This window comes from Rhodococcus sp. DK176 (assembly GCF_038447315.2).
Taxonomy (GTDB): Bacteria; Actinomycetota; Actinomycetes; order Mycobacteriales; family Mycobacteriaceae; genus Rhodococcus_F; species Rhodococcus_F jostii_A.
In genome coordinates, this window is sequence record NZ_CP118321.2 from 5,238,363 (window position 1) to 5,260,979 (window position 22,617).

General features: G+C 67.3%; 23 protein-coding genes and 4 tRNA genes. 10 read left to right on the forward strand and 17 right to left on the reverse strand.

The window, feature by feature from the left end; translation table 11 throughout:
* Nucleotides 1-68: 68 nt before the first annotated feature.
* The 4 genes from PSR88_RS24790 to PSR88_RS24805 form a co-directional block, all read right to left on the reverse strand.
* Nucleotides 69-2,129, reverse strand: coding sequence for an LCP family protein (locus tag PSR88_RS24790; RefSeq protein ID WP_016883919.1), 2,061 nt, complete (start codon nt 2,127-2,129; stop codon nt 69-71).
* 119 nt (nt 2,130-2,248) lie between these two features.
* Nucleotides 2,249-3,391, reverse strand: coding sequence for a tRNA dihydrouridine synthase DusB (gene dusB / locus PSR88_RS24795; protein WP_009477929.1), 1,143 nt, complete (start codon nt 3,389-3,391; stop codon nt 2,249-2,251).
* Nucleotides 3,392-3,470: 79 nt separating this feature from the next.
* Nucleotides 3,471-4,427, reverse strand: coding sequence for an acyl-ACP desaturase (locus PSR88_RS24800; RefSeq protein WP_009477930.1), 957 nt, complete (start codon nt 4,425-4,427; stop codon nt 3,471-3,473).
* Nucleotides 4,428-4,838: 411 nt separating this feature from the next.
* On the reverse strand, nt 4,839-5,438 hold the full coding sequence (locus PSR88_RS24805; protein ID WP_016883917.1) for a DUF937 domain-containing protein: 600 nt from the start codon (nt 5,436-5,438) through the stop codon (nt 4,839-4,841).
* Nucleotides 5,439-5,555: 117 nt separating this feature from the next.
* Here PSR88_RS24805 and PSR88_RS24810 point away from each other — a divergent pair, with 117 nt between their 5' ends.
* Both PSR88_RS24810 and PSR88_RS24815 read left to right on the forward strand, forming a co-directional pair.
* Nucleotides 5,556-5,945 carry an MmcQ/YjbR family DNA-binding protein gene (locus PSR88_RS24810; protein WP_009477932.1) on the forward strand — a complete coding sequence of 130 codons (390 nt, stop codon included), beginning with the start codon at nt 5,556-5,558 and terminating at the stop codon, nt 5,943-5,945.
* Nucleotides 5,942-6,544, forward strand: a complete 603-nt coding sequence (locus PSR88_RS24815; RefSeq protein WP_009477933.1) for a hypothetical protein — start codon at nt 5,942-5,944, stop codon at nt 6,542-6,544. The genes PSR88_RS24810 and PSR88_RS24815 overlap by 4 nt, the downstream gene beginning before the upstream one ends.
* Before the next feature lie 5 nt (nt 6,545-6,549).
* Here the strand turns inward: PSR88_RS24815 and PSR88_RS24820 are convergent, their stop codons facing one another.
* Nucleotides 6,550-7,638: an NAD(P)-dependent alcohol dehydrogenase gene (locus tag PSR88_RS24820; protein WP_016883915.1), complete on the reverse strand. Its 1,089-nt coding sequence runs from the start codon at nt 7,636-7,638 to the stop codon at nt 6,550-6,552.
* A gap of 6 nt (nt 7,639-7,644) precedes the next feature.
* A complete protein-coding gene (locus PSR88_RS24825; RefSeq protein WP_016883913.1) occupies nt 7,645-8,118 on the reverse strand; it encodes a DUF4334 domain-containing protein in 474 nt (157 codons plus the stop codon).
* 108 nt (nt 8,119-8,226) lie between these two features.
* On the opposite strand from PSR88_RS24825, the gene PSR88_RS24830 reads away from it, so the two are divergent.
* Complete coding sequence (locus tag PSR88_RS24830; RefSeq protein WP_016883912.1) at nt 8,227-8,832, forward strand: TetR/AcrR family transcriptional regulator; 606 nt, start codon at nt 8,227-8,229, stop codon at nt 8,830-8,832.
* A gap of 41 nt (nt 8,833-8,873) precedes the next feature.
* Here the strand turns inward: PSR88_RS24830 and PSR88_RS24835 are convergent.
* A tRNA-Lys gene (locus PSR88_RS24835) sits at nt 8,874-8,946 on the reverse strand.
* Between the two features lie 328 nt (nt 8,947-9,274).
* Here PSR88_RS24835 and PSR88_RS24840 point away from each other — a divergent pair.
* The 4 genes from PSR88_RS24840 to PSR88_RS24855 all read left to right on the forward strand — a co-directional run bounded on the left by PSR88_RS24840 (nt 9,275) and on the right by PSR88_RS24855 (nt 10,415).
* The gene (locus PSR88_RS24840) at nt 9,275-9,931 is read left to right on the forward strand and encodes a TetR/AcrR family transcriptional regulator (RefSeq protein WP_029539591.1); all 657 of its coding nucleotides are present in this window, start codon (nt 9,275-9,277) and stop codon (nt 9,929-9,931) included.
* A gap of 98 nt (nt 9,932-10,029) precedes the next feature.
* A tRNA-Glu gene (locus PSR88_RS24845) sits at nt 10,030-10,102 on the forward strand.
* Between the two features lie 96 nt (nt 10,103-10,198).
* Nucleotides 10,199-10,272 (forward strand) — tRNA-Asp (locus tag PSR88_RS24850).
* A 66-nt stretch (nt 10,273-10,338) separates the two neighbouring features.
* Nucleotides 10,339-10,415: transfer RNA gene (locus tag PSR88_RS24855), tRNA-Phe, on the forward strand.
* A 70-nt stretch (nt 10,416-10,485) separates the two neighbouring features.
* Here PSR88_RS24855 and PSR88_RS24860 read toward each other — a convergent pair.
* Complete coding sequence (locus PSR88_RS24860) at nt 10,486-10,818, reverse strand: nuclear transport factor 2 family protein (RefSeq protein ID WP_009477938.1); 333 nt, start codon at nt 10,816-10,818, stop codon at nt 10,486-10,488.
* Between the two features lie 71 nt (nt 10,819-10,889).
* On the opposite strand from PSR88_RS24860, the gene PSR88_RS24865 reads away from it, so the two are divergent.
* Nucleotides 10,890-11,603 carry a TetR/AcrR family transcriptional regulator gene (locus PSR88_RS24865; protein ID WP_237724158.1) on the forward strand — a complete coding sequence of 238 codons (714 nt, stop codon included), beginning with the start codon at nt 10,890-10,892 and terminating at the stop codon, nt 11,601-11,603.
* Here PSR88_RS24865 and PSR88_RS24870 read toward each other — a convergent pair.
* A complete protein-coding gene (locus PSR88_RS24870; RefSeq protein WP_037197629.1) occupies nt 11,600-12,451 on the reverse strand; it encodes an alpha/beta fold hydrolase in 852 nt (283 codons plus the stop codon). The genes PSR88_RS24865 and PSR88_RS24870 overlap by 4 nt on opposite strands.
* Nucleotides 12,452-12,607: 156 nt before the next feature.
* Here PSR88_RS24870 and PSR88_RS24875 point away from each other — a divergent pair, with 156 nt between their 5' ends.
* Entirely contained in the window at nt 12,608-13,261 is a 654-nt protein-coding gene (locus PSR88_RS24875) for a TetR family transcriptional regulator (protein ID WP_128970053.1), read from the forward strand.
* A gap of 4 nt (nt 13,262-13,265) precedes the next feature.
* On the opposite strand, the gene PSR88_RS24880 is transcribed toward PSR88_RS24875, so the two are convergent.
* The 7 genes from PSR88_RS24880 to PSR88_RS24910 form a co-directional block, all read right to left on the reverse strand.
* Complete coding sequence (locus PSR88_RS24880) at nt 13,266-14,003, reverse strand: ABC transporter ATP-binding protein (protein ID WP_011597177.1); 738 nt, start codon at nt 14,001-14,003, stop codon at nt 13,266-13,268.
* Complete coding sequence (locus PSR88_RS24885) at nt 14,000-15,823, reverse strand: ABC transporter permease subunit (RefSeq protein ID WP_016883909.1); 1,824 nt, start codon at nt 15,821-15,823, stop codon at nt 14,000-14,002. The genes PSR88_RS24880 and PSR88_RS24885 overlap by 4 nt, the downstream gene beginning before the upstream one ends.
* Before the next feature lie 3 nt (nt 15,824-15,826).
* Complete coding sequence (locus PSR88_RS24890; protein ID WP_016883908.1) at nt 15,827-16,684, reverse strand: branched-chain amino acid ABC transporter permease; 858 nt, start codon at nt 16,682-16,684, stop codon at nt 15,827-15,829.
* Between the two features lie 22 nt (nt 16,685-16,706).
* Nucleotides 16,707-17,924 (reverse strand): ABC transporter substrate-binding protein, encoded by a 1,218-nt coding sequence (locus PSR88_RS24895; RefSeq protein WP_029539590.1) that lies wholly within the window; start codon nt 17,922-17,924, stop codon nt 16,707-16,709.
* A gap of 119 nt (nt 17,925-18,043) precedes the next feature.
* Nucleotides 18,044-18,868 carry an SDR family oxidoreductase gene (locus tag PSR88_RS24900; RefSeq protein ID WP_016883906.1) on the reverse strand — a complete coding sequence of 275 codons (825 nt, stop codon included), beginning with the start codon at nt 18,866-18,868 and terminating at the stop codon, nt 18,044-18,046.
* A gap of 62 nt (nt 18,869-18,930) precedes the next feature.
* Complete coding sequence (locus PSR88_RS24905; protein WP_011597182.1) at nt 18,931-19,992, reverse strand: YbhN family protein; 1,062 nt, start codon at nt 19,990-19,992, stop codon at nt 18,931-18,933.
* A gap of 26 nt (nt 19,993-20,018) precedes the next feature.
* Entirely contained in the window at nt 20,019-20,801 is a 783-nt protein-coding gene (locus PSR88_RS24910; protein WP_016883905.1) for an SDR family NAD(P)-dependent oxidoreductase, read from the reverse strand.
* A gap of 138 nt (nt 20,802-20,939) precedes the next feature.
* Between PSR88_RS24910 and PSR88_RS24915 the strand changes: the two genes are divergently transcribed.
* Nucleotides 20,940-21,677: a VIT family protein gene (locus tag PSR88_RS24915; protein WP_009477949.1), complete on the forward strand. Its 738-nt coding sequence runs from the start codon at nt 20,940-20,942 to the stop codon at nt 21,675-21,677.
* Nucleotides 21,678-21,690: 13 nt separating this feature from the next.
* Here PSR88_RS24915 and PSR88_RS24920 read toward each other — a convergent pair whose 3' ends face one another.
* Nucleotides 21,691-22,575, reverse strand: coding sequence for a universal stress protein (locus PSR88_RS24920; protein ID WP_016883904.1), 885 nt, complete (start codon nt 22,573-22,575; stop codon nt 21,691-21,693).
* Nucleotides 22,576-22,617 lie beyond the last annotated feature (42 nt).

Genomic DNA, 22,617 nt, shown 5'->3' on the forward strand with positions numbered 1-22,617 from the left:
CGGTGCACGGGAAACCAAGTCACGATCACACGGTAAACGCAGAGTGAACGACGTGACCCGGCGGGCGCTCATTCGCAGGACGTGTCGCCCGCGTTCACAACTGCCAGGTCCGCGGGGATTTCCACGTCCTCCTGCTGGCCCTCTCGCACGCCCGACATACTGAGCGGTGTGTCGATCGGACTGGGCGTCTGGACGGTCCCGGAGAAGTCCGAACCGAGCGCGACCTCGACGACCGTGCCGAGTCCGGTGGTCGATTCGAGCACCGCACCCGGGAACGACGACGCCAGGGTCGCCGCCTCGGCTTCGTGGCCCGGCGAGAACCGGACGACGGTCTCGCCGCTGGTACCCGTGTAGTTGCCGACGTTGTAGATCTGGAACCCCTCGGCGGCCAGTGAATCGGCCACGGTCGCGGCCAGTCCCGACTCACCCGACGCGTTCGACACCTGCACGGTCACGCTGGACGGGTCGACGGCCTGGACCGACAGCGGCGCCGGCGCGGCCTGCGGTTCGGGGGCGGAGGGCAGGGGTTCCGCACGCTTCTCGCCGGGCAGCGCCTCGTCGTCGATGATGGCGCGGAAGATGGCCTTGATGTCGTCGGTGCGGGGAATCTCGTTGCCCCACTCGGTGGTCCCCGCGGTGGGCACCGTCAGGAACGTGACCGCGCCCGCATCGACGTTCTGCAATGAACGTCCGAGCGTGACCAGCGACTTCGTGTCGATGTTCTCGACGAATGTGTCGCGGGTGAACGCGTTGATGAAGCCGTTCAGTTTGCTGGGATTGAGCAGCACCTGACTGGACAGGGCGCCCCGCAGCAGGGCGGACAGGAATCTCTGCTGACGGTTGATGCGGCCGTAGTCGCCGTTGCCCTCCGCCTCGACATGTCGGGCGCGGACGAAGTTCAGTGCGGTCTTGCCGTCGAGCATCTGGGTGCCCGCCTGCGGCAGAACGGTGCCGAGGACGCCGTCCTCGAGCGGCTGGGTGGTACAGACCTTGACCCCGCCGATCTCGTTGACCATCGACTCGAAGCCGGCGAAGTCCATGCCGACGAAGTGGCCGATCTTCAGACCCGACATCTTCTGGATCACCTTCACCAGGCACTTCGGTCCGCCGAGCGCGTAGGTGGCGTTGAGTTTGTCGCCGTCGGCGGCGGGAAAGGTCTCCTCGGTGTAGGTGCCGCTGGCGTTGTCCCAGCCCTGGCAGACGGGCCGCTCGACATCGAGGTCGCGGGGGAACGACACCGCGACCACCCGGCTCCGGTCGGCAGGGATGTTGACGAGCATCACCGTGTCGGCGCGGGATCCCTCGGCGTCGTCGATGGTTCCGGCACCCACTTCGCCGCTCGCGCCGGCGCGGGTGTCGCTGCCGACGATGAGATAGGTCTCGTCACCGGTCTGCCCGACGGCGTCGACGATGTCGGTCGACTCCGTGTCGAGTGCCGCGATCTGGTCGAACTTGCCCTCGGTGGAGCGGAGGTAACCCCAAACGATGCCGGTTCCGGCGAGTGCGATCACCGCCACGAGTGCGACGACTGCGCGTCCTGCTGCACGGAGACGCTTGCGTTTGCGGGTCTTGCTGAGAGCCAGGCGGGTGGTACCCGGGTTACCGACCACCTGCGGTACCGCGGTGGTCTCGGCGGAATCCGCGACCCGTTCGGGCTCGGATTTGCTCTGCGGCGGCTCCGGCTCCGGCTCCGGCTCCGGCGGCGGAGGCGCGGCATGGGTGTCCCGCGGCGGAACCCCGGGAGGCGGCGGCTGCCGCTCGTCGATCGGGGGAATGATCTCGGTCTTGTCCGGATCGTCCGGCGCGCTCGGTTCCTCCCCGGAGACCTTCTTCACCAGGTCTGCGACGGAGAGCGCTTCGGTGGGCCCACCCGCGGCCCGGCGGCCGATCCGGCCGCTGTCGTGGCGGGACGATTCGGTGCGTTCTACCTGCGCCCGGTGCCCGGGCGGCGCGGTCCGTTCGGGCGGCGCGGTCTGCTCGGGAGGCCGCCGTTCGGGCGGTGGCTGCCGCGGCGGGAGTCGCCGGGGCCGTCCGGACTGGGCTTCTCGGTAGCTGGGATCCGCGAGAGGACGCTCCCAGGGGGCACGGGATTCGGGAGTCGGTGAGTCCGAGCTGTGATCATCACCCACCGATGCAACCTGACCTCTCCGCCGACTCGGACCTCCGTCGGCCTCGACGGATTCCAGCCATAGTACTTATCGAACGTCGAGGCTCCACACATGTAGCGAGGTGACGCGCGTTCGTGCTGCTAACCACCAGAATGCATGAGGTCGGCGCCGGCGGGCACCAGGCAGTCGTCGGGGTCGTCGAGCCACCCCTCGGGGAGCGCGACCGTGCCGGGTGAACCCTGCCGTCCGCGCGGTCCCTCGGCGTCCTTGGGGAACGGGATGGTCGGATCGAGCTGGACGAGGAGGTCGTCGAGTTCGGTCAGGGTGCTCACGAGGGCCATCGCGACCCGCAGCTCGGACCCTGCGGGGAAGCCGCGCAGGTACCAGGACACGTGCTTGCGCAGTTCACGTAGACCCTTGTCCTCGCCGTGATGATCGGCGAGGAGTTCCGCGTGCCGGCGGATGATCGTGGCCACCTCGCCGAGATTCGGCGGAGTGGGCTGCGGTTTTCCGTTCAGTGCCGCGCTCAGCTCCGCGAACAGCCACGGCCGGCCGAGGCATCCGCGGCCGACGACGACGCCGTCGCAACCGGTCTGCTCCATCATGCGGGCCGCGTCCTCGGCGGCGAAGATGTCGCCGTTCCCGAGAACGGGCACGTCGGTGACGTGCTCCTTGAGCCGGGCGATCTCGTTCCAGTCGGCCGTGCCGGAGTACCGCTGCGAGGCGGTACGCGCGTGCAGTGCGACCGCGGCCGCACCTTCGCCGGCGGCGATCCGGCCTGCGTCGAGATGCGTGTGGTGTTCGGCGTCGATACCGACGCGGAACTTGACGGTCACCGGGACGTCGGTCCCCTCGGTCGCCTTCACGGCGGCGGCGACGATCCGACCGAACAGGGTGCGCTTGTACGGCAGCGCCGCGCCGCCACCCTTGCGGGTCACCTTGGGAACCGGGCAGCCGAAGTTCATGTCGATGTGGTCGGCCATGTTCTCGTCCACGATCATCTTGGCCGCAGCGTACGTGGTGTCGGGGTCGACGGTGTACAGCTGCAGCGACCGTGGCGTCTCGGTCGGGCCGAACGTCGTCATGTGCAGGGTCGCGGGCTGCCGCTCCACCAGAGCGCGCGCGGTCACCATCTCACAGACGTACAGGCCGGACGTGCTGCCTGCGCGCTCCGTCTCGAGCTCACGGCACAGCGTGCGGAACGCGACATTGGTGATCCCGGCCATGGGGGCCAGAACCACCGGACTGCGCAGCTCGAGCGATCCGATACGAAGGGATGACATTGACGACCTCTGCGAAAGTGCTGGAACGAAACTGTGCCCGGTACCGAATCCGGTACCGGGCACAGGATAACTGTTTACGTCACGAAGCCTTCTGCTCGCGCTTCTTGGCCTCGCGGGCCAGCATGCGGTCGCGCTGCTCCTCGAACTTGGTGGCCTGGCCCTCGAGGTTCTCGAGGAACTTGCCGAGGCTCTCGCGGACCTCTTCGCCGCGGGCGGTGAAATCGGTCCGCTCGAAGATGTTCCACTTGCGCAGGACGGGCATCACGACCTCTTCGAGGTGCTGACGCAGGTCGTAGATGCCGTGCTTGGCCATGAGTACACCGTTGCGCCGGAAGTTCGGCATGCCTGCGCCCGGCATCTGGAAGTTCTGGACGATCATGTTGATGGCCTCGAGCGCCTGATCGGGCGCGAGGTCGAGGGCTGCGCCGCACATGTTGCGGTAGAAGATCATGTGCAGGTTCTCGTCGGCGGCGATGCGCTGCAGCATCCTGTCGGCGATCGGGTCCTTGCACGCCTTACCGGTGTTGCGGTGGCTGACGCGGGTGGCCAGTTCCTGGAACGTCACGTAGGCGACGGAGTGGAGGAAGCCGGCGTCGACGTCGGCGGGGGAAGCGAAGCCGTTGGTCATGTGCTCCATGCGGAAACGCTCGAGCTGGACGGGGTCGACGGCGCGGGTCACAACGAGGTAATCGCGCATCACGATGCCGTGACGGTTCTCCTCGGCGGTCCAGCGACCGACCCAGGTTCCCCACGCGCCGTCCTGCGAGAAGTTCTCGGCGATCTCGCGGTGGTACGACGGCAGGTTGTCCTCGGTGAGGAGGTTCGTGATCATCGCGGCCTTGGCGACCTCGTCGAGCTGCGACTGCTCGGGATCCCAGTCGGTGCCGCCCATCGCGGCGAAATTACGTCCTTCGTCCCACGGAACATAGTCGTGGGGATGCCATTCCTTGGCCATGGAGAGGTGGCGGTTGACGTTCTCTTCTGCAACCGGCGACAACTCCTGCAGCAGTTCGAGTTGGGTCAGATCCCTCGCCATGTGTAATGCCTCCATGTAGCTCAATTTGACTTTGTTCAGCCTACGGCACCGTAAGTAGGTTGGTAAACGCCGTCGGCGGCCCGGGAACCGTCCAAGTTACCGATCCGTAATGGATCTTCCGGGATGTGTCGCCGCGACGCGGCGAACCGTTACATGACAGTGTACTGATGAGCGTGCGTGTGCGGTGACCAGCGTAATCGTCGCAGGGAGAGATCATCACAGCGACGCGCGGGCCGTTGTGGACGATCACAGTTTTGTCGGTCCCCACAGATTCCCCGCCGTAACTCGAGCCGTGTCGGCGGTTGCGCGGGAGCCTGTTCGTCCGAGCCGTCGGTCTCCTGGGAAATCGATCCACCCCAGGTGTGAATATCGCCACCCGGGGGCGGCGGTGGCCCCGCCGCCCCCGGGGACCTACTTCTTTCCGCCGCCCAGCAGTCCGCCGAGCACGTCGCCCAGTCCGCCGCCCGCACCCTTTCCGAGCAGGCCACCCAGAACACCGCCGAGCCCGCCGGAACCGCCGCTGCCTCCGAGGAGCCCGCCCAGGACGTCCCCGAGACCTCCGCCCGCCTGGCCGGCGCCCTGCGTCTGCGGAGCGGAACTTCCACCGCCCGTCACCTGCTTGGCGATGTACGCCAGCACGATCGGCGCGAGGATCGGGAGCAACTGCTTCATGAGGTCGCTGCCCACTCCGCTGCCGCCCACACCGCCGAGCGTGCTCGCCACCCGGTCACGTTCGCCGCCGAAGATGTTGGACACGATCTTGTCGCCGTCGGCCGTGTCGACCTGGTCGATGTCGATTCCGCCGTCGAGAAGCGTCGTGCCGCTGTGATCGTGCAGCGCGCTCTGCAGCGACGCAGCGCCGTTCGGGTATTCGGCGTTGGCGCCGAGCCCGCCGACGAGCGTCGGGAGCGCCGATTTCACCGCGGTCTCGGCGGTGGCCTCGTCGACGCCGAGTTGCCGGGCGATCTGATTGATCGGGATCTGGGACAGAAGGTCGTCGATCGATGCCATTGATGCCGTCCTCGTCATGGGGTTCGTCGTCGACACCCCCGGACACCCGACACTAGTGAATCCCGCGTGTCCGTTATGCCGGTTGCGGTGGGTCGGGGCGCTGCCGACAATCGTCACATGGGCAACAACATGAGCCGCCTGGAACAGATCGTCGCCGAGTTGCCCGAAGCCGTGCGCGTGGACGTCGCCCAATGGGACGGACACCCGACGTTCCGGGTGCGGGGGAAGAATTTCGTGTTCAGTGACGTGGAGGCCACCCGGTTGACGGTGAAGCTCACCGTCGACGAGGCCGAAGCGGTCGTCGCAACGGAACCGGGGGCCGAGCCCGCGGGATACGGTCTCGGTAGACACGGCTGGATCGCAGTGGACGTCGCGGACGCGGACGAGCCCCACTGGGAACAGCTCCGTGAGTGGATCAGGACGTCGTACACGCTCGTCGCCCCGAAGCGACTGGCCGAGCAGGTGCTGGACGAAGAACCGTTGCCGACGCAGGGAGACCAGTCATGACGACCGACAACAGCGCATCCACCTCCACACCGTCGAAATCCGGCCTGCCGGCGTGGGCCAAGAAGGCCATCGGCATCGCAGTCCTGCTGGTGGTACTGGTCATCGCCTACTTCATCCTCGCGGCCTACCTCCCGCGGGCGTGGGCTCAGAACGTGGGAGGGCTGGCGGGCGGCAGCTTCGGCGGCGGCATCCTGTGGGGACTGCTGTTCGGCACCCTGTGCACCCTGCTGCCGCTGCTGCTGTTCCGCGGAGCGTGGCGGCTGTTCCGCCGGCGCCGGTTCAAGCCCGTGCAGATCGTGTTGCTGATCCTCGGTGTCCTGGTGGTGCTGCCCAACCTGCTGACGCTCAGTGTGGTGCTCGGCGGCAACAGCGCAGCGCACGCGGGCGAACGGATCATGGACGTCGACGCGCCCGGATTCCGCGGCGCGTCGCTCGCCGGCGCCATCATCGGAGTGGTGCTGTTCCTGGGCGTCGCCGGAGTCAGCTTCACGTACCGCAAGCGCGGCGAGGATCTCGCCGAGATGCGGAGAGACACGAAAGCGAAGGACGGACAGGTGGGTGACGGGCCGCCGGCCGGACCGTCACCTGCCACGCCCTAGCGAATTCACCACACGAGCACGGGCTTGATCACCGTGCCCGCGGCCTGATCGGCGACGGCGCGGTTGATGTCGTCGAATCGATACTCGGTGACGAGACGGTCGAACGGGAACTTCCCGTCCGCGTGCAGCGCCAGCAACTGCGGGATGAACTGCTGCACCGACGAATCGCCCTCGACGCAGCCGCGGAGGGTCTTGCCGCTCAGCATCAGATCCTGAATGTTCACGGTCACTTCGGGCGCACCCAGCCCGACGACCACCGCGCTGCCGCGCGCCCGCAGGGAGGACAAGGCCTGGCCGATGACGGCGGGGATCCCGGTCGTGTCCAGGGTGTGGGTGGCGCCCCCACCGGTCGCCGCACGGATCGCGGCGACCACGTCCTGCGATCCGGGATCGATCGCAACCGCGCCGAATTCCTCCGCGAGCGCACGGCGTGCGGGGACCGGATCGACTGCGAGAAGCGTTGCGACGCCGACTGATCGGGCGGCGAGCAGGGCGGCGAACCCGACGCTGCCCGCGCCGAAGACGACCACACTCGAATCGTTGCCCGGCCGGAGCACGCTCAGTACCGCGCCCGCACCCGTCTGGAATCCGCAGCCGAGCGGCGCCGCGGCGGCGAGGTCGACGGACTTGTCGACGACCACGACGTTGTCGGCCGTCGCGAGGACGTGCTCGGCGAAGCTGGACTGGCCGAAGAACGCGGCGCGCACGGGCTCGCCGTTCTGGGTGATGGTGGCGGAACCGTCCGCGCGCCGGCCCGAACTGTTCAGCCGGTGCGCATCGACGCAGTACGCCGGACCCGCGCTTCGGCACTGGTCGCAGTCGCCGCAGTGGCGGTAGCTGAGAATCACGTGATCACCGGGCGTCACCCCATTCACTCGTGACCCGACGTCCACGACGATCCCGGCACCTTCGTGCCCGAGGACGGCGGGGCCGAGGGCATGGGGGAGGGACGCCTTGGTGAAGAGGTCCGTGTGGCACAGGCCGGTGGCGACGATGCGCACCAGGACTTCGTCCGCGCGGGGCTCGTCGAGTTCGACCGTCTCCAGTGTGAACGGAGAATCGGGTCCGCGTGAGAGCGCTGCTGTGACCTGCATTGGGGCTCAGTCTCTTTCGAGCAGGAAGTAGTAGTGCCTGCCGTTGTCGAGGACCAGTGCGGACTTGCCGTTCATGATGCCCATCAGAGTGGAGTCGTCCACCTTCTTGAAGTGATCGAAGATGGGTGCGCCGTCGTACACCATGGTCGCCGTGACCTCTCCCCGGAACTCGATGTTCCACAGGCTCGCTTCGCCGTTGCCGGCCTTGACGTCGGAATAGAGGTTGTCGTCCGCGTCACGGCAGATCAACGGCTTCGCATCCTCGAGGGAGTGGAACGTCTTTCCGTGCCAGCGGCTCGCGAACAGTTTCTCGTGGAGGCGGTGTCCGGTGGCGAAGTCGTCGCCCTTCCAGCTGCCGAGGACGTCTTCGGCCCTGACGGTGTCGAGCGCGGCCCACACGGCGTCGAGTTCGTCGGGGGAGACGCCGCTCTCGCGCCCCCGGAGCTCGTGGAACGTGGTGCGGGCCTGATCGATGTCCATGGAAGGTCCTTGGGGTGAGTGGTGCGAGGTTTACGAACCAAACTGTTCGTCAACTGCGCACGCTACGCCGAACCAGATGGTTCGGCAACGGGCAAATAGGATGTCGGAATGCGAACAGCGGGAGAAGCCACGCGAGAACGGATCCTCGCCGCGGCCAAGGAGGAGTTCGCTCACCACGGAGTCGCCGGAGCCCGGATCAACCGCATCGCAGAGACGGCCCGAGCGAGCAAGGACCGTCTGTACGCGTACTTCGACAGCAAGGAAGCGCTGTTCGACGCCGTCATCGCGCAGTGGATCGCCGAGACGACGGAGCAGACGGCGCTGCGGGGAGACGATCTGCCGGGCTACGCGGGCCGGTTGTTCGACGACTACGTGGCGCACCCCGAGAACGCGAGGCTGCAGAAGTGGGCCGACCTGGAGATGAGCGAGCAGATCACCGACAGCGATGCGCGGACCCTCGCGCTGCGGCCCAAAATCGCCGAGATCCGGCGAGGTCAGCAGGAGGGGTTCGTCGATCCGTCGTGGAACGCAGGCGAGCTGCTGCTCGTGATCACCGACATCGCCCTGTCGCTGGCCACCGCGCGTGGTGGACGCAAGCCGGCGGGGGGAAAGTCGGGGGAGCGCACGGTGGCACAGCGGCGGCAGAGCGCTGTCGAGGCGGTTCGTCGTCTGATCGGGGCGCCTGCGACGGCCTACGCGCCAGGGCGTGGGTGAGTGCTCGCTCCCTTACCCGGCATGCGCCGGGTAAGGGAGAGTGCCCCCAGTAGGGCTCGAACCTACGACCTGCGGATTAAAAGTCCGTAGCTCTACCAACTGAGCTATAGGGGCGCGGGGCCAGAGTCTAGTGCGCAGACGGTGGCCGAGAAAACAGGACCCCCGGCACGGCGCGCCGCGCGGGGGGTGAAATGGGTCGGCTCGGGTGCGCACCCCCTGCAGCGCACCCGAGCCGACCCAAATTATACCACTTGGTGTGTTTTCGGCGGCGGTCCGGTTTCCACTCCATAAAGGTCTTCAGGTTGGTTTCTGAGAAGTTTCCATGATTTACAGACTGCTGTGTCGGTTTTTTCAAAACGGGGATACTGTTATGTATGGCTCCACGCTCGTCCCGGGAGGGCGAAAAGCGGGGTTACTACATCTGGGAGAGGGATTCACCGTCATGGCACGTCAGCAGGAGCGTGCGCGACGCACTCGCGCTGCGCTGGTGGAGTCGGCCGCCATCGAATTCGCGAAGCGCGGCTATGCGGCGGCGTCGGTCAACACGATCCTCGAAGGCTCGAACGCCACCAAGGGGGCGATGTACTTCCACTTCCAATCGAAGGAAGAGCTCGCCCGTGCCGTCCTTCAATCCGGAGTGGAGCAATTCACCGCCCTGACCGACAGGTGGACGAGTCGCACGGACATCGGGCCGTTCGAAGCCCTCCACGGTTTCGTGATCGACCTGGCGAAGCTCTTCCATTCCAGCGTCATCGTGCGGGCCGAATTCCGGCTGATCGTCGAACCCGAGTTCTATCCGGACGTGCAGTCCGGCGGATCGCAGGTGTGGGGGCGCACCGCGCACGAGTTCGCGATCCGAGCTCAACGCGACGGTCTGCTGCGCGCCGACGCCGACCCGGAGAAGTTCACCCGGGTGCTGGCGGCGTCGCTCGCCGGCCAGCGGTACATGTCCGACATGACGTCGCTGGAGGGTGACCTCGGCGAGCGGTTCGCGGAATCGCTCGAAGTGATCCTCGCCGCGATGGCTTCACCCGAGTGGTGGGAGAAGTTTGCGAGGGAAGGATGGCCGGATTCCGGTTCGGAACTGCCCGATTCGTAGTCTGACCTGGCGATTTGGGAAATTCTCGATCCGTGTCCTAAGCTATCCAAGCTCCCAACGGAACGCCGTTGAGGTACTGGTTCGGAGAAATCCGGCGGGCCCCCTTCGTCTAGCGGCCTAGGACGCCGCCCTTTCAAGGCGGTAGCGCGGGTTCGAATCCCGTAGGGGGTACGTTTGACCGGTGTCGAGCATGCGGTATGGTTCGACGGCAGTAAAAGTGACACGCAGTAACGCTTTACACTTGTAAAGCACAGCAGGACAAAGCAAGGCCCTGTGGCGCAGTTGGTTAGCGCGCCGCCCTGTCACGGCGGAGGTCGCGGGTTCGAGTCCCGTCAGGGTCGCAAGTGTGTTGCCGATACCGAGTATCGGCAACACAATGCGATAGGCATTCGGTTCGGGTGCCGTCCGGCCAGGTAGCTCAGTTGGTACGAGCGTCCGCCTGAAAAGCGGAAGGTCGCCGGTTCGATCCCGGCCCTGGCCACCACGATTCACCGATTCACCGAAGCTCCGTTGTCGAGAACGTCGACAACGGAGTTTTTTCGTCGTCCGTGTACCTACGGGGCGATCCGCAGTGTGTCGACGAGGCCGTCGCTGAGAACGAACTCGTACTTCAATTCCACCGGGCTTCCGGGGAAATTTCCTTCCACTGTGGTGGTGATCACGTACCTGTCGTCGGCGACCGCTTCCGTTCCGGTCACCTCGACCGTGTAGGTGAACTTCGATTCGAGGTCCCTGCGCCATTGCCGGATGCCGTCGTGCCCGCGGACGGTCCGGCCTTCGTCGGTCACGGCCCCGTGCTCGGTGAAGCATGCAGTGAGCGCATCGAGGTCTCCTGCGTCGGCCGCCCGAAAGTAGCGCGTGACGATCTCGGGTGTCGTGGTGCTCATGGTGTTCTCCCTGTCCCTGCCGGTGCGGCAGTACCGCGTGTATAGCAACGCTATAGAAGTAGCATAGCGGTGTGACAACAAGGAGTGTGGCCGGTAACGCCCGGGACCGTCTGCTGAACGCGGCTGCCCAACTGCTCGACGAGGCCAAGGGCAAGCCCGTGTCCACCCGGGCCGTCTGCGACCTCGCCGGCGTGCAGGCTCCGACGCTGTACCACCACTTCGGTAGCAAGCAGGGCCTGTTCGACGCGGTCGTGGAGTACGGGTTCGGCCAGTACATCCGGGTCACGAATCCGCGAGGGGGCGACCCGGTCGACGATCTGCGGCACGGCTGGGACGATCACGTCCGCTACGGGCTCGACAATCCCTCGTTCTACGTCCTGTTGTACGGCCGGATCGCCCTGGGGGAGCCGTGTGCGGTGACATCCGTCGCCGAGGCGAAGCTCCTCGAGTTGCTGATCGAGATCGCGCGGCAGGGACGCTTGCGGGTGACGCCGGCAGTCGCCGCCGGGCAATTCGTGGCGGCGAACGTCGGCATGACCCTGCACCTCATCGCTCAGCCGGAGGGCCGGGCCGACCTCGCCCTGTCACGGGAACTGCGGGACAACGTGATCGCCGGGCTGATCCGGCCGGCACCCGCTGTGACGTCGGAGGCCTCGCGTGAGGTGGTCGAGAACGCCCAGGCGCTCGCTGACGCCCTCGACGCCGACGCGGGGCGGTCCGGGCTGAGCGCCGGCGAACTTCTCCTGATGCGGGAATGGCTCGACAAGCTGGTGGCAGCCACCTAGCCCTCCGAGCGCCGCCGGAGGGTGTCGAAGATCTCGCGGTAGTGCAGGTGAGCCATGAAATGGCCACCGGTGCGGATGTTCAGCGTGGCACCGGGAATTCGGCGGGCGAGCGCGGGCGGCCAGTGCGTGGGCACGAGTTCGTCCTCGCTTCCACCCCAGACGTCGACCGGCACGGCCAGATCCTCGGGCGCGAACCCCCACGGCCGCATCCACGCGCAATAGTCCTCCACCATCCCGGGCGCCGTCCGGAGTGCCTCGCCGGACATGAGCGAGAAGTTCCGGACGGGCTCGGATCGGAGAACGGCTGCGTCCGCGGCACCGAGGTCGCGGGCGCCGAGCCGCCGGAACAGCTGCGGAGCACGCAGCGCGACGCCGCCCATGACGCGAAAGCAGATCCGCGCCACCAGCGGGGCGTGCTGGGACAGCCGGGTGAACGCGCGGTCCCCGGCGGGAAGCTGGGCGAACACCCCCGATTCGGTGAGGGGCAGAGCCCCGGCGATCACCGCGACACTGGTCACGCGCGACGCGACCCCGGAGCCCACCGCGAGCGCGTACTGTCCGCCCATCGACCACCCCATGACACCGAAACGGCCGGCGCCGAGGTGATTCACGAGGTCTTCGACGTCCCGGACCCAGTCGAGCACCGTCCGGCCCGGCTGCGGATCCGACAGTCCGATCCCGGGACGGTCGGGGGACAGGAGACGGATCCCCGCGTCGCGGGCACTCCGGTCGGCGGCCGCGACGTCGAGGCGGCCGGCGAGTCCGCCGTGCGCGTTCACGACCGTGAATCCGCCGGGGTCGCCGTACTCCGCGATACCCATCAGGCGTCCGTCGCGCAGGCGGATCACACGATCCTCGGGTCCGACATGAACTCTGGGCACGGGAACCTCCGGCGGTCGAGGCGAGTCTATCCGGGGGAGGCGCACGCAATCCGGACATCGTGACGACCGGGACCGGTGCCGTCGCCGGACGACACCGAGGTGACTGTCGCTAGGCTGACGTCCATGAGCAGTGCTGAAGAGCCGCTGACGGCGGGCCGCGACGGACTCCTGTCGTTGCTTCGCAACGGGCAGCTGCCCTCGCGTGGGGCCAAGGCCCCGCAGCGGGAGCGTTACCAGCGGATCGTCGCCGCGGCGATGGAACTCGCCTCCGAGGGCGGGTACGACGCCGTGCAGATGCGGGCTATCGCCGATCGGGCGGGAGTCGCGCTGGGCACCGTGTACCGCTACTTCCCATCGAAGAACCACATGCTGGTGATGGGCCTGCTGATGGTGTTCGAGGGAATGCGGTCCCGGTTCGAGGACGTCGCGATCCCTGGGGACACGCCGTCCGAGCGGATCCTGTTCGTCCTCCGGAAGAACACGGAAGTCCTCGAGAAGGACCGGCCCCGATACGAGGCCCTGGTGCGGGCGTTCATGTTCGCGGACGCGTCGGCTTCGGCCGAACTGGATGCGTTCGGCGCCCTGATGACCGAGATGTTCGCCAAGACCATCGGTGTCGAGCAGATCTCCGACGACCAGTTGAACGCCATCCGCGTGATCGGCGACGTCTGGATGTCGAGCCTGGTGTCCTGGGTGGCCGGCCGCATCTCGGTGGACGAGGTGATGGCTCACCTCGGGCTCGCGGTCCGTCTCGTGTTCCGGCGCCTCGGCGGGTGATTTTTCAGCCGACGCGTCCGAAGTAGGCGTCGCGAATCACCGCCCTGTCGTCGATCCCGCCCGCGTCCGCATCCATGACGACGCGTCCGACGTCGAGGACCGTGACGTGGTCGGCCACGCTCATCGCAGCGTCGACCGCCTGCTCGACGAGGAGTACCGCCAGCCCGGATTCCTTCAGCACGGTCACGCGTTCCATCACTTCGTTGACGATCACGGGCGCCAGTCCGCCGGAAGGCTCGTCGAGCAGAAGCAGGGTGGGGTCGGCCATCAGCGCCTGCCCGATTGCCAGCATCTGCTGCTGCCCGCCGGACAGCGCACCCGCGAGCAGGCCACGTTTCCGGCCGAGGACGGGGAACAAGTCATAGATGCGCGCCACCTCCTCGCGTACGGCCGACCGTCTCATCTTGCGGACGTACCCGCCGAGAATCAGGTTCTGTTCCACGGTCTGTCGGTGGAACACCCTCTTTCCCTCCTGCACGTATGCCATTCCCCGGCGGACCCGCCGGTGCGGCGCCGCCTTCGAGATGTCGCGGCCGTCGAACTCGATCGTTCCCGCGGAAACCTTGTTCAGTCCCGAGATGGCACGCAGGGTGCTGGTCTTCCCTGCGCCGTTCCGCCCGAGCAACGCCGTGACCTTGCCGGGCCACACGTCGAGCGAGACGTCCCACACCACCCGGAGGTCGCCGTAGCCGGACTGTACATTCCGCAGGCTCAGTAGGGGCTTCGTCGTCTGCTCGCTCATGAGGTCGCCTCTCCGGCCAGTTCCGTGCCCTCGGCGACCACGCCGAGGTATTCGCTGAGTACGCGCGGGTTGTGTTCGATCTCGGACGGCGCACCCGCCGCGATGACGTGTCCCTGGGCGAGTACGACGATGGTGTCGGCGAGTGCCAGTACCAAGCGGAAGTTGTGCTCGACCAGCACGATCGTGCATCCGGCATCCCTGAGCTGGCGGATCAGGCCGGCGAGCCGTTCCACTTCGTCCTCGTCGAGGCCGGACGCCACTTCGTCGAGCAGCAGAAGCCGTGGCTCGGCGACCACCGACCGGGCGACCTCGAGAAGCCTCCGCATTCCCAGGGGAAGTGCGGTGGCGGTCTCGTCGCGGAGATGCGACAGCCCCACGATGTCGAGTGCGCGTTCCGCCTCGGCGATGTCGCCGGCGCGGACCTTGTGGTGGCGGGGAAGCCGCAACACGGTCGAGAGCATCGACACTCGATCGGTGCTGTATCGACCCGAGGCCACGGCCTCGAGAACAGTGACGCCGTCGGGGATGTCTGGTGTCTGGAAGGTTCGTGCCACGCCGCATCTGGCGACCTGTTCCGGCGCCCTGCCCTGGACTTCGTTGTCACCGATCAGGATTCGCCCGCTGTCGGGACGGTAGAACCCGCAGATCATGTTCAGCATCGTGGTCTTGCCCGAACCGTTCGGTCCGATCAGTGCGGTGATGGTGCCGGGTTCCGCACGCAGCGACGCGTTGTCGAGTGCCTGGTTGCCGCCGAATGCCTTCGAGATGCCGTCGACCATGAGCGTCCGACCCGACATCGGGTCCATCGCGGATCGATCCGTCTCCGCGGGGCGGGTTCCTGTTCGACTGCCGGTCAGGCCTGCCGCCCGGTCCAACCGCGCCGTGGCCTGTTTGGCGACCTTCGCGAGGCCACCACTGAGGAGGACGCCGCCGAGTATCAGGAATCCACCGTAGAAGACCAGCGCGTACTGCTGGAACTCGGACGACTGGTTCGGACCGAGCTGCATGATCGCCGCCCCGACCGCGGCGCCGTAGACGCTCGTCGCGCCACCGAGGATGCACGCCGCCAGAACTGCCGTCGCGAAGGTGAACCCGAACGCCTCGGGAGAGACGTACATGTCGATGTTCGCGAACAATGCGCCTGCGAGGCCGGCGGGGAACGCGCCGATCGCATAACCGAGCAGTTTCATCCGGAACACCGAGATACCCACCGAGGAGGCCAGTACCGGGCTCTGTTTCAGTGTGCGGAACGCGATACCGTGCCGGGAGACCACGAGGTTGCGCATGACCGCGAACCAGAGGATCGCGACGATCACGACGACCATGTAGAACCGGTCGGAGTCCACTACTTCACCGAACAGGGTTGCCGGTTCGATGCCGCTGAGTCCGTTCCGGCCACCGGTGGTATCGCCGAAGACGGCGATGATGTCCGGTACGAGGAGAACGAGGAAGAACGAGGTCATCGCCAATGACCAACTGCCGAGCCGCAATCCGGGGATGCCGGTGACGATGCCCACCGCGAGCGCGACCACACCCGAGGCGATCAACTGCAGCACGATGTCCGTGTAACCGGCGATGGACATGAGCCCTGCGGTATACGCCCCGGCCGCGTACATCGCGGCCTGGCCGAGCGCGAGTTCACCCGCATAGCCGAGACCGAGGTTGAGTCCGCTGACGACCAGCGCGAGGATGCAGGCGAGTTGCACCTGGCGGGACAGCGCGAAGTCGAGACCGAACTCCGGCAGGAACAGCACGAGGAGGCCGAGGGCGAGCGGGAAGAGCCAACTCGGAACCGATCGAATGAAGCGCCACAAGGACATCGTTCACACCACCCGTTCCCGCACCCGGCCGAACAGTCCGGCCGGACGCACCATGAGGATCGCGATGAGGACCACGAAGACCGCGATGTTGCTGTACTGGCTACCCAGCTCGAGAGCTGCGAACGACTCGACGAGACCGACGGTGAGACCCCCGACCAGTGCGCCGGGGAGCGAGCCGAACCCGCCGATCGCCAATGCGACGAAGCCCTTGATGGCCAGCGCCGAACCCAGGGTGGCCACCGCGAACGTCTTGGGACCGACGAAGAGCCCGAGGAATCCGGCGAGCGCGCCGGAAAAGGCGAACGCACCGAGGGCGAGCGCCCGGACGTTGACACCGCGCAGCAGGGCGGCTTCGCGGTCCTCGGAGATGCCCAGGAGGGCGAGACCGGTCATGGTCCGTGTGCCGACCCGGCCGAGCACGACCACCAGCACGATCGCCAGAATGAGCAGCACGATCTCGACCGGATACGTGCGGCCGCCGAGTACCGTGATCGGATCGTTCGAACCGAAGAACGGGACGGTGAGCGGTTCGCTTCCCCAGATCAGCTGCGTCGCACCGTTGATCAGTGTCGCGGCGCCAAGTGTGGTGACGAGCTGATTCTGGTGATCCCGGACCGGCCGGACTGCGACGATCTCCTCGATGCCGGCCAGGATCGTCACCGTGGCCGTCGCTGTCACCGCCACGACGAGGATCGGCAACTTCAGGGTGACCAGCCCGGTGTAGGCGACGAAGGTTCCGACCATCATCAGCTGGGCCTGAGCGAAGTTGAACGTGTGGGACGAGATGAAGACGATGTTGTAGCCGATCGCGACGAGCGTGTAGACCGCCCCCAGCGCGAGGCCCGACCAGACGATGGTCATCGGGATCTCCTGTGGTCGAGTGTCACGCGCTCGGGTTTCCGTACTGGCCGTTGAGGAGTGGGCTCGGAGGCACGAACTTGTACGCCTCGTCTCCGGGTTTCGACGCATGTGAGTCTGCCGAGAAGTGATAGGAGGGGGAGAACGCGGTTTCGGCGCTGTCGAGGACTTCCTGGTTCTCGAGCGCGTCGGCGAGAGCTTCGGGGTCGGAAGAAGATCCGGCCTTGTTCGCGGCGGCCACGACGAGGGGCAGTGCGTCGTAGTTGTCGGCGAGGATCAGCGTCGACGGGATGTCGCCCATGGCCTTCATGTTGTCGACCATGGTGTTGACAGCGGTGTCGTTGGCGTCGTAGACGGTGCTCGAGAGGACGTGCATGACCAGATTCGCCGTTGCCGGAGTGCCGAGCACGCCTTCCGGTGCAGCCTTCGAAACCAGTGACGTCCCCGCGACCGAGGTGTTGCCGACGAGCGGAATGTTCCAGTCGAGCCGCTGAAGGCTCGCGAGAAGATATCCGAGTGGCGCCCCGTAGGCGTCCACGACCAGCGCCTGCGTGCCCCGGTTCTTCAGCGATTGCAGCTGCGCCGTCATGTCGAGGGCGGCGGTGTCGTACTCCTCGGATCCGGTGCTGCTCACACCTTCACCGCTCAGCGCGTCGTCCATCGCCTGTCCGAACACTTCACCGTAGGCGCTGCTCCCGTGGACGACGCCGACGGACTGATATCCCTTGCCCTTGATGTATCGCGCGATGGTCTCGGCGTTCTCGGCCGGCCCCGACGCGAGGTCGAAGTTGAGCGGGTACTTCTCCGGATTCGCCGAATCCTCGGTGGGCCCGATGTTGAACGAGAGGATCTTGTTCTGCGCGAGGATCGGCAGGGTCGCGGTGGTGATGGTCGACGGGCCGGAGTTGAGGAAGAGGTCGGGCTTCTTTCCCGACGCGATGGCCTCCCGCAGCTTGGACACGGCGGTGGTGGCGTCGCCCGCGTCGTCGACGACGGTGATCTCCACTTGGCGTCCGCCGACGCCGCCGGCCAGGTTCACCGCCCCGGCGCTGGCTTTCGCTGCGAGCACGGACGTCTGAGCATTCGCGGCGAGCGCACCCTGCCCGCTGATTCCGCCGGTCACGAGCACCCGGTACGGGCCGTCTGCGGCGCCGGCGGAGTCTGCGCCCGCGCCGGAACAGCCGGTGAGCGCGAGTGCGGTCACGGCGAGCGCCGCAGTGAGAGCTGTGGATCGAATTCGCATGGGCGCCCCTTTGACGTCACGGAAAGCAAGCAAGTGCTTGGTTCGGCAAAAGGTAGCAGAACTAACGGTCGGTGTCCGTCGAATGTCCCACTCGGCGGGAGGATCTCGACGGACCGCGCTCAGCGGAACGACTGCCGGATCACCGGTTCTCGCCGCTCGAGGATGGTGGCGGTGTGCTGGCGCACCATGCTGTCGAGGTGCTCACCCTGCGGTGCGAGCCAGAAGTCGCCCCGGTCGATGCCCGCGAAGACCGACTCGGCGAACGTGTCTGGGTCGAGTCCGTCGGTGCCGAGCAATTCGCGCATCTGCGCGACCATGTGGTCGACGGCCGGATGGGAGACCGACCCGAACGGGTTGTCGAAGACGGACGTGACGACGGGCCCCGGCGCCAACACGCTCGCGGACACCGGGGCGCCCACCATGCTCAACTCCATCTGCAGGCACTCGGTGATCGCGACGACCGCGAATTTCGATGCGCTGTACGGCGACATCATCGGACCGGGCGCGAATCCACCGACCGACGCCGTGTTGACGACCCGGCCGCCGCCCTGGTCGATCATGCGCGGAACGAACGCCCGGATCCCGTTGACGACACCCGTGACGTTGACACCGAGGGCGGCGTCCCAGTCGGATTCGCCGAGTTGCCACAGGAACCCGGCGCGCATGATTCCGGCGTTGTTGAAGAGCAGGTCCACCCGGCCGAACGTGTCGAACGCGAGATCGGCCAGGGCGTGAACGGACCCGGAGTCCGCGACGTCCGTTGCGCACGTGAGGGCGGCTCCGCCCAGGTCCGCGGCCAGACGGTCCAGTGCGGCCGTGTCGATGTCGGCAAGCACCACCGTCATACCGCGGGCGTGCGCGTGCCGGGCGATCCCCGCCCCGATTCCCGAGGCCGCGCCGGTGACGACGACAACCTGCTTCTCACGTGTTTCCGGTTCCGTCACGGCTCGACCGTAGGACCGTCGCCGGCCGCCTCGGCCCGGGTTTCTCTCTCAGCGGGACGTATTCACGTGCCGCGCCGCCACAGCGGTTCGAGGTCCGGGCCCTCCTCGCCCTGCTGTTGCGCGCCCCGGAAGCGTGCCGCGAAGACGATCCAGCCGATGGCGGCCATGAGAAGGAAGCTGACCAGCCGGTAGACGACGATCGCGGATACCGCTTCGGCGCCGGTCATTCCGCTGGCAGTCAACGCGGGGACGAGCACGGCATCCATGACGCCGAGTCCGGCGGGCAGGAGTGGAATGGCCGAGCCCGCGGCGTTGCCCGCCGCGTACGCGACGGCGAGTCCGGCGAACCCGGGATGCGCGCCGACCGCGTAGCACGCGAAGGCGAGGCACGAGGCGTCGGCGATCCAGTTGAACAGCGACCACCCGAACGCGCGGGCCGTGTCGCGGCGATCCATCCGGACGGCGCTCATCTGGTTCACGATGTGCTTCCACTGGCGAACACCGGTCAGCGGAGGCTTCTTTCGAAGCCTGTTGAATCCGCGCAGCGCGGTGATGCCGACCCCCTCGAGGGCGTCGGGTCGCGATGCGGCGTACTGGGCCACCACCAGGAACGCGCACAGGCCGCCGAACGTGAAGATCAGCGAGAACGGGTTGGTCTTCGCCCCGACGAGCAGTGCGCCCGCCAGTCCGACGAGTGCCAGGCCGATCGCCTGGAGGACGCCGGCCATCACCAGTTGCCACGTCGCGACCACCGGTGATGCACCCCAGAGGCGCGTCTGCCGGTACGTGAACGTCGTCGCCAGAACCGGGCCGCCGGGCAGTGTCACGCTCATCGAATTGGAGGCGAACGTCACCGCGAGGGACTGCCGCTGTTTGATGTGCACACCCGCGACCCCCAGCAGGCAGCGCTGGACGCGGGCGAAACTCGACATCGACGCCAGCGACGCCACGACGGCTGCGGCCACCCATCCCCAATGCAGGTCGCCGAGGTTCTGGACGCTCTCCGACAGGTCCGGCCAGATGAGGACGATCTCCACCGTGAGCACGACGACGAGCAGGCCGCCGATCACCCATTCGACACGACGCCTTCGGGGCGTCGGGCGAGTGTCGTCGGCGTCAGTCATACGCGTCCATTACACATGGCCGGTGATCACACCGTGTATCCGCCGTCGACGTCGACCTTCTGTCCGGTGACGAACCCGGCCCGGTCGCTCGCGAGGAAACAGACCGCCTCGGCAACGTCGACGGCGGTGCCGAACCGGCGTAACGGTATCCGGCTCATGGCGGCGTCGAGTGCGCGCTGATCGAGTTCTTCGGAGCTGATCAGCCGCTCGGCCATGCCGTCGGTGAGCATTCCCGGGCCGACCGAGTTGAAGCGGACGCCGTAGCGGCCCTCCTCGGCGGCGAATCCCTTGACCAGCTGTTCGATCGCGCCCTTCGTGCCCGGCGACAGTCCGTCGCGCACCGGGAATCGGCTGGTGGCCGCGGTCGTGACCGCGACGACGGATCCGGACGCCTCCCGCAGCGCGGGCAGGGCGGCCTTGACGACGGTGAAGAAGGCGACGGCCTCCTGTTCGAGGTGCTCGGCGTAGTCCCGGGGAGCGACCTCGGACAGGTGGATCATCGGAATGTGCGGTCCTGCGGCGTGAACGAGGATGCCGATGCCGCCGAAGTGCTCGACGATCTGTTTGACGACACTCGCGACGCGGGGCTGGTCGGTGAGGTCGGCGGAGAACGCCTGCGCTCCGACGCCGCGGCCTTCCAGCTCGCCGACGAGGTCCGCGGCGACGTCGGCATTGGATCGGTAGGTGATGGCCACGTCGTGGCCGTGGGCTGCGAGTTGCCGTGCGATGGCGGAGCCGATGCCGCCGGTGCCGCCCGTGACGAGTGCGGCGCAACGACGTCGGGGGGTGCTGGTGGCGGGTGTCGCCATGAGGAACTCCAAGCGTGTGAGGAACGAGCGTCCCTAACCTAGCAACTGCTTGGTTTCGGTGTGCGGGGAACGGTGCACCCGGCCGAGCGCAGCCTAGCCTGGCTATCCGACCAGGCCTTTTCGTCTTAGCCTGAACGCATGTCAGCAGAGAACGCCGAGCGGGCCGAGCCCTCGGGGCATCCCGACGAGCCGCACGCACCCAGTCTGGCGAGCCGCCTCAACTGGTTGCGGGCCGGGGTCCTCGGCGCCAACGACGGCATCGTGTCGACCGCCGGGCTGGTGGTCGGCGTGGCCGCGGCCACCACCGAGCGAGCGGCAATATTCACCGCCGGATTCGCGGGTCTCGCGGCCGGCGCGGTGTCGATGGCGCTGGGCGAATACGTCTCGGTGAGCACCCAGCGCGACACCGAACGCGCGCTGCTGTCGAAAGAACGGCGCGAACTCACCGAGACCCCCGACGCCGAATTCGAGGAACTCGTCGCGATGTACGAGGCCAAGGGGCTGAGTGACGACACCGCCCGGACGGTCGCGCGCGAACTCACCGATCACGATGCGTTCGCCGCCCACGTGGACGTCGAACTGGGCATCGACCCGGACGATCTGACCAACCCCTGGCAGGCCGCCGGGTCCTCGGCGCTGTCCTTCACGCTCGGCGCCCTGATCCCGTTGCTGGCGATTCTCCTACCGCCCGTGCACCTGCGCATTCCGGTGGCGTTCGTCGCGGTGCTGGTCGCGCTCGCCCTCACGGGCACCGTGAGCGCGGCTCTCGGCGGCGCACAGCGCACCCGGGCAGTGCTCCGCGTCGTGCTGGGCGGAGCACTCGCGATGCTCGTGACGTACGGAATCGGTCAGCTGGTGGGGACGGGCATCGCCTAGCGTCGGGCGACCGTCACTCGCTCCGGCAGATCATGACCGGACATTTCGCGTGGTGGAGCAGATTCTGGCTCGTCGAGCCCATCAGCGCGCCGAGCCACGGTCCCCGGCCGTGGCTGCCGACGACGATCAGCTGAGCGTCGTCTGCATGCCGCAGGAGGACGTCGGCTGCGGCGCCCTGTTCGGCCACCCTGGTCACGGACACGTCCGGGTATCGTTCCGATTCGCCCGCGAGGGCCTCGGAGAGCAGCGCCTCCTCTTCCTGCTTGACGGCATCCCAGTCGACGAGCATGCCGGTGCCGCCCGCGCCGAGTGTGGGGGAGCCCTGCCACGTGTGGACGGCGCTCAGCGGCGCCTCGAAGAACGACGCGAACTCGAATGCATGGGCCACCGCGTCACGGCTGAGGTCGCTTCCGTCGACCCCGACCACCACCGGACGCTGGTCGGGGGTGGTGACTTCGCCCCGGAGAACGGTCACGGGGCAGGGTGCGCGGTTGGCGACGTGCAGTGCCGTCGAGCCGAGCAGCACCGAACGGATCGCCCCCGTCCCCGTGGATCCGAGCACGATCAACCGGGCCCAGTCGGCGGCCTCGAGCAGTGCGGTCCCCGCCGGACCGGGACTGATGGTCGTCTCGATCTCGAGACCGGGGAACTTCGGTCCCAGCAGCCTCTTCGCCGTCTCGATGATGGCCTCACCGTCCTCACGCAGCTGACTGAGGAACTGCGATTCCAGCATGATCGCAGCGGGGCTGTACAGCGGACCGTCCTGTGGCAGCGCGTGCACGAGCGACAGCGTGGCACCCCACTTCGACGCGACTGCGGCGCCCCACAGGGCGGCGGCGGTGGAGGCGTCGGATCCGTCCAGGCCGACGACGACGGAATGACTGGCGGGTGTGCTCACGTCTGGCTCCCTTCGCTCACGCTGTTGGGTACTCCCCGACTG

What these genes read in the sequence shown, in the direction of transcription:
- PSR88_RS24830 (WP_016883912.1), top strand. Translation starts at nt 8,227, where the DNA reads ATGCGAACAGCGGGAGAAGCCACGCGAGAACGGATCCTCGCCGCGGCC.
- PSR88_RS24890 (WP_016883908.1), bottom strand. Translation starts at nt 16,684, where the DNA reads ATGACCATCGTCTGGTCGGGCCTCGCGCTGGGGGCGGTCTACACGCTC.
- PSR88_RS24840 (WP_029539591.1), top strand. Translation starts at nt 9,275, where the DNA reads ATGGCACGTCAGCAGGAGCGTGCGCGACGCACTCGCGCTGCGCTGGTG.
- PSR88_RS24905 (WP_011597182.1), bottom strand. Translation starts at nt 19,992, where the DNA reads ATGACTGACGCCGACGACACTCGCCCGACGCCCCGAAGGCGTCGTGTC.
- dusB (WP_009477929.1), bottom strand. Translation starts at nt 3,391, where the DNA reads ATGTCATCCCTTCGTATCGGATCGCTCGAGCTGCGCAGTCCGGTGGTT.
- PSR88_RS24915 (WP_009477949.1), top strand. Translation starts at nt 20,940, where the DNA reads ATGTCAGCAGAGAACGCCGAGCGGGCCGAGCCCTCGGGGCATCCCGAC.
- PSR88_RS24815 (WP_009477933.1), top strand. Translation starts at nt 5,942, where the DNA reads ATGACGACCGACAACAGCGCATCCACCTCCACACCGTCGAAATCCGGC.
- PSR88_RS24910 (WP_016883905.1), bottom strand. Translation starts at nt 20,801, where the DNA reads ATGGCGACACCCGCCACCAGCACCCCCCGACGTCGTTGCGCCGCACTC.
- PSR88_RS24880 (WP_011597177.1), bottom strand. Translation starts at nt 14,003, where the DNA reads ATGAGCGAGCAGACGACGAAGCCCCTACTGAGCCTGCGGAATGTACAG.
- PSR88_RS24805 (WP_016883917.1), bottom strand. Translation starts at nt 5,438, where the DNA reads ATGGCATCGATCGACGACCTTCTGTCCCAGATCCCGATCAATCAGATC.
- PSR88_RS24825 (WP_016883913.1), bottom strand. Translation starts at nt 8,118, where the DNA reads ATGGACATCGATCAGGCCCGCACCACGTTCCACGAGCTCCGGGGGCGC.
- PSR88_RS24895 (WP_029539590.1), bottom strand. Translation starts at nt 17,924, where the DNA reads ATGCGAATTCGATCCACAGCTCTCACTGCGGCGCTCGCCGTGACCGCA.
- PSR88_RS24810 (WP_009477932.1), top strand. Translation starts at nt 5,556, where the DNA reads ATGGGCAACAACATGAGCCGCCTGGAACAGATCGTCGCCGAGTTGCCC.
- PSR88_RS24860 (WP_009477938.1), bottom strand. Translation starts at nt 10,818, where the DNA reads ATGAGCACCACGACACCCGAGATCGTCACGCGCTACTTTCGGGCGGCC.
- PSR88_RS24800 (WP_009477930.1), bottom strand. Translation starts at nt 4,427, where the DNA reads ATGGCGAGGGATCTGACCCAACTCGAACTGCTGCAGGAGTTGTCGCCG.
- PSR88_RS24820 (WP_016883915.1), bottom strand. Translation starts at nt 7,638, where the DNA reads ATGCAGGTCACAGCAGCGCTCTCACGCGGACCCGATTCTCCGTTCACA.
- PSR88_RS24875 (WP_128970053.1), top strand. Translation starts at nt 12,608, where the DNA reads ATGAGCAGTGCTGAAGAGCCGCTGACGGCGGGCCGCGACGGACTCCTG.
- PSR88_RS24885 (WP_016883909.1), bottom strand. Translation starts at nt 15,823, where the DNA reads ATGTCCTTGTGGCGCTTCATTCGATCGGTTCCGAGTTGGCTCTTCCCG.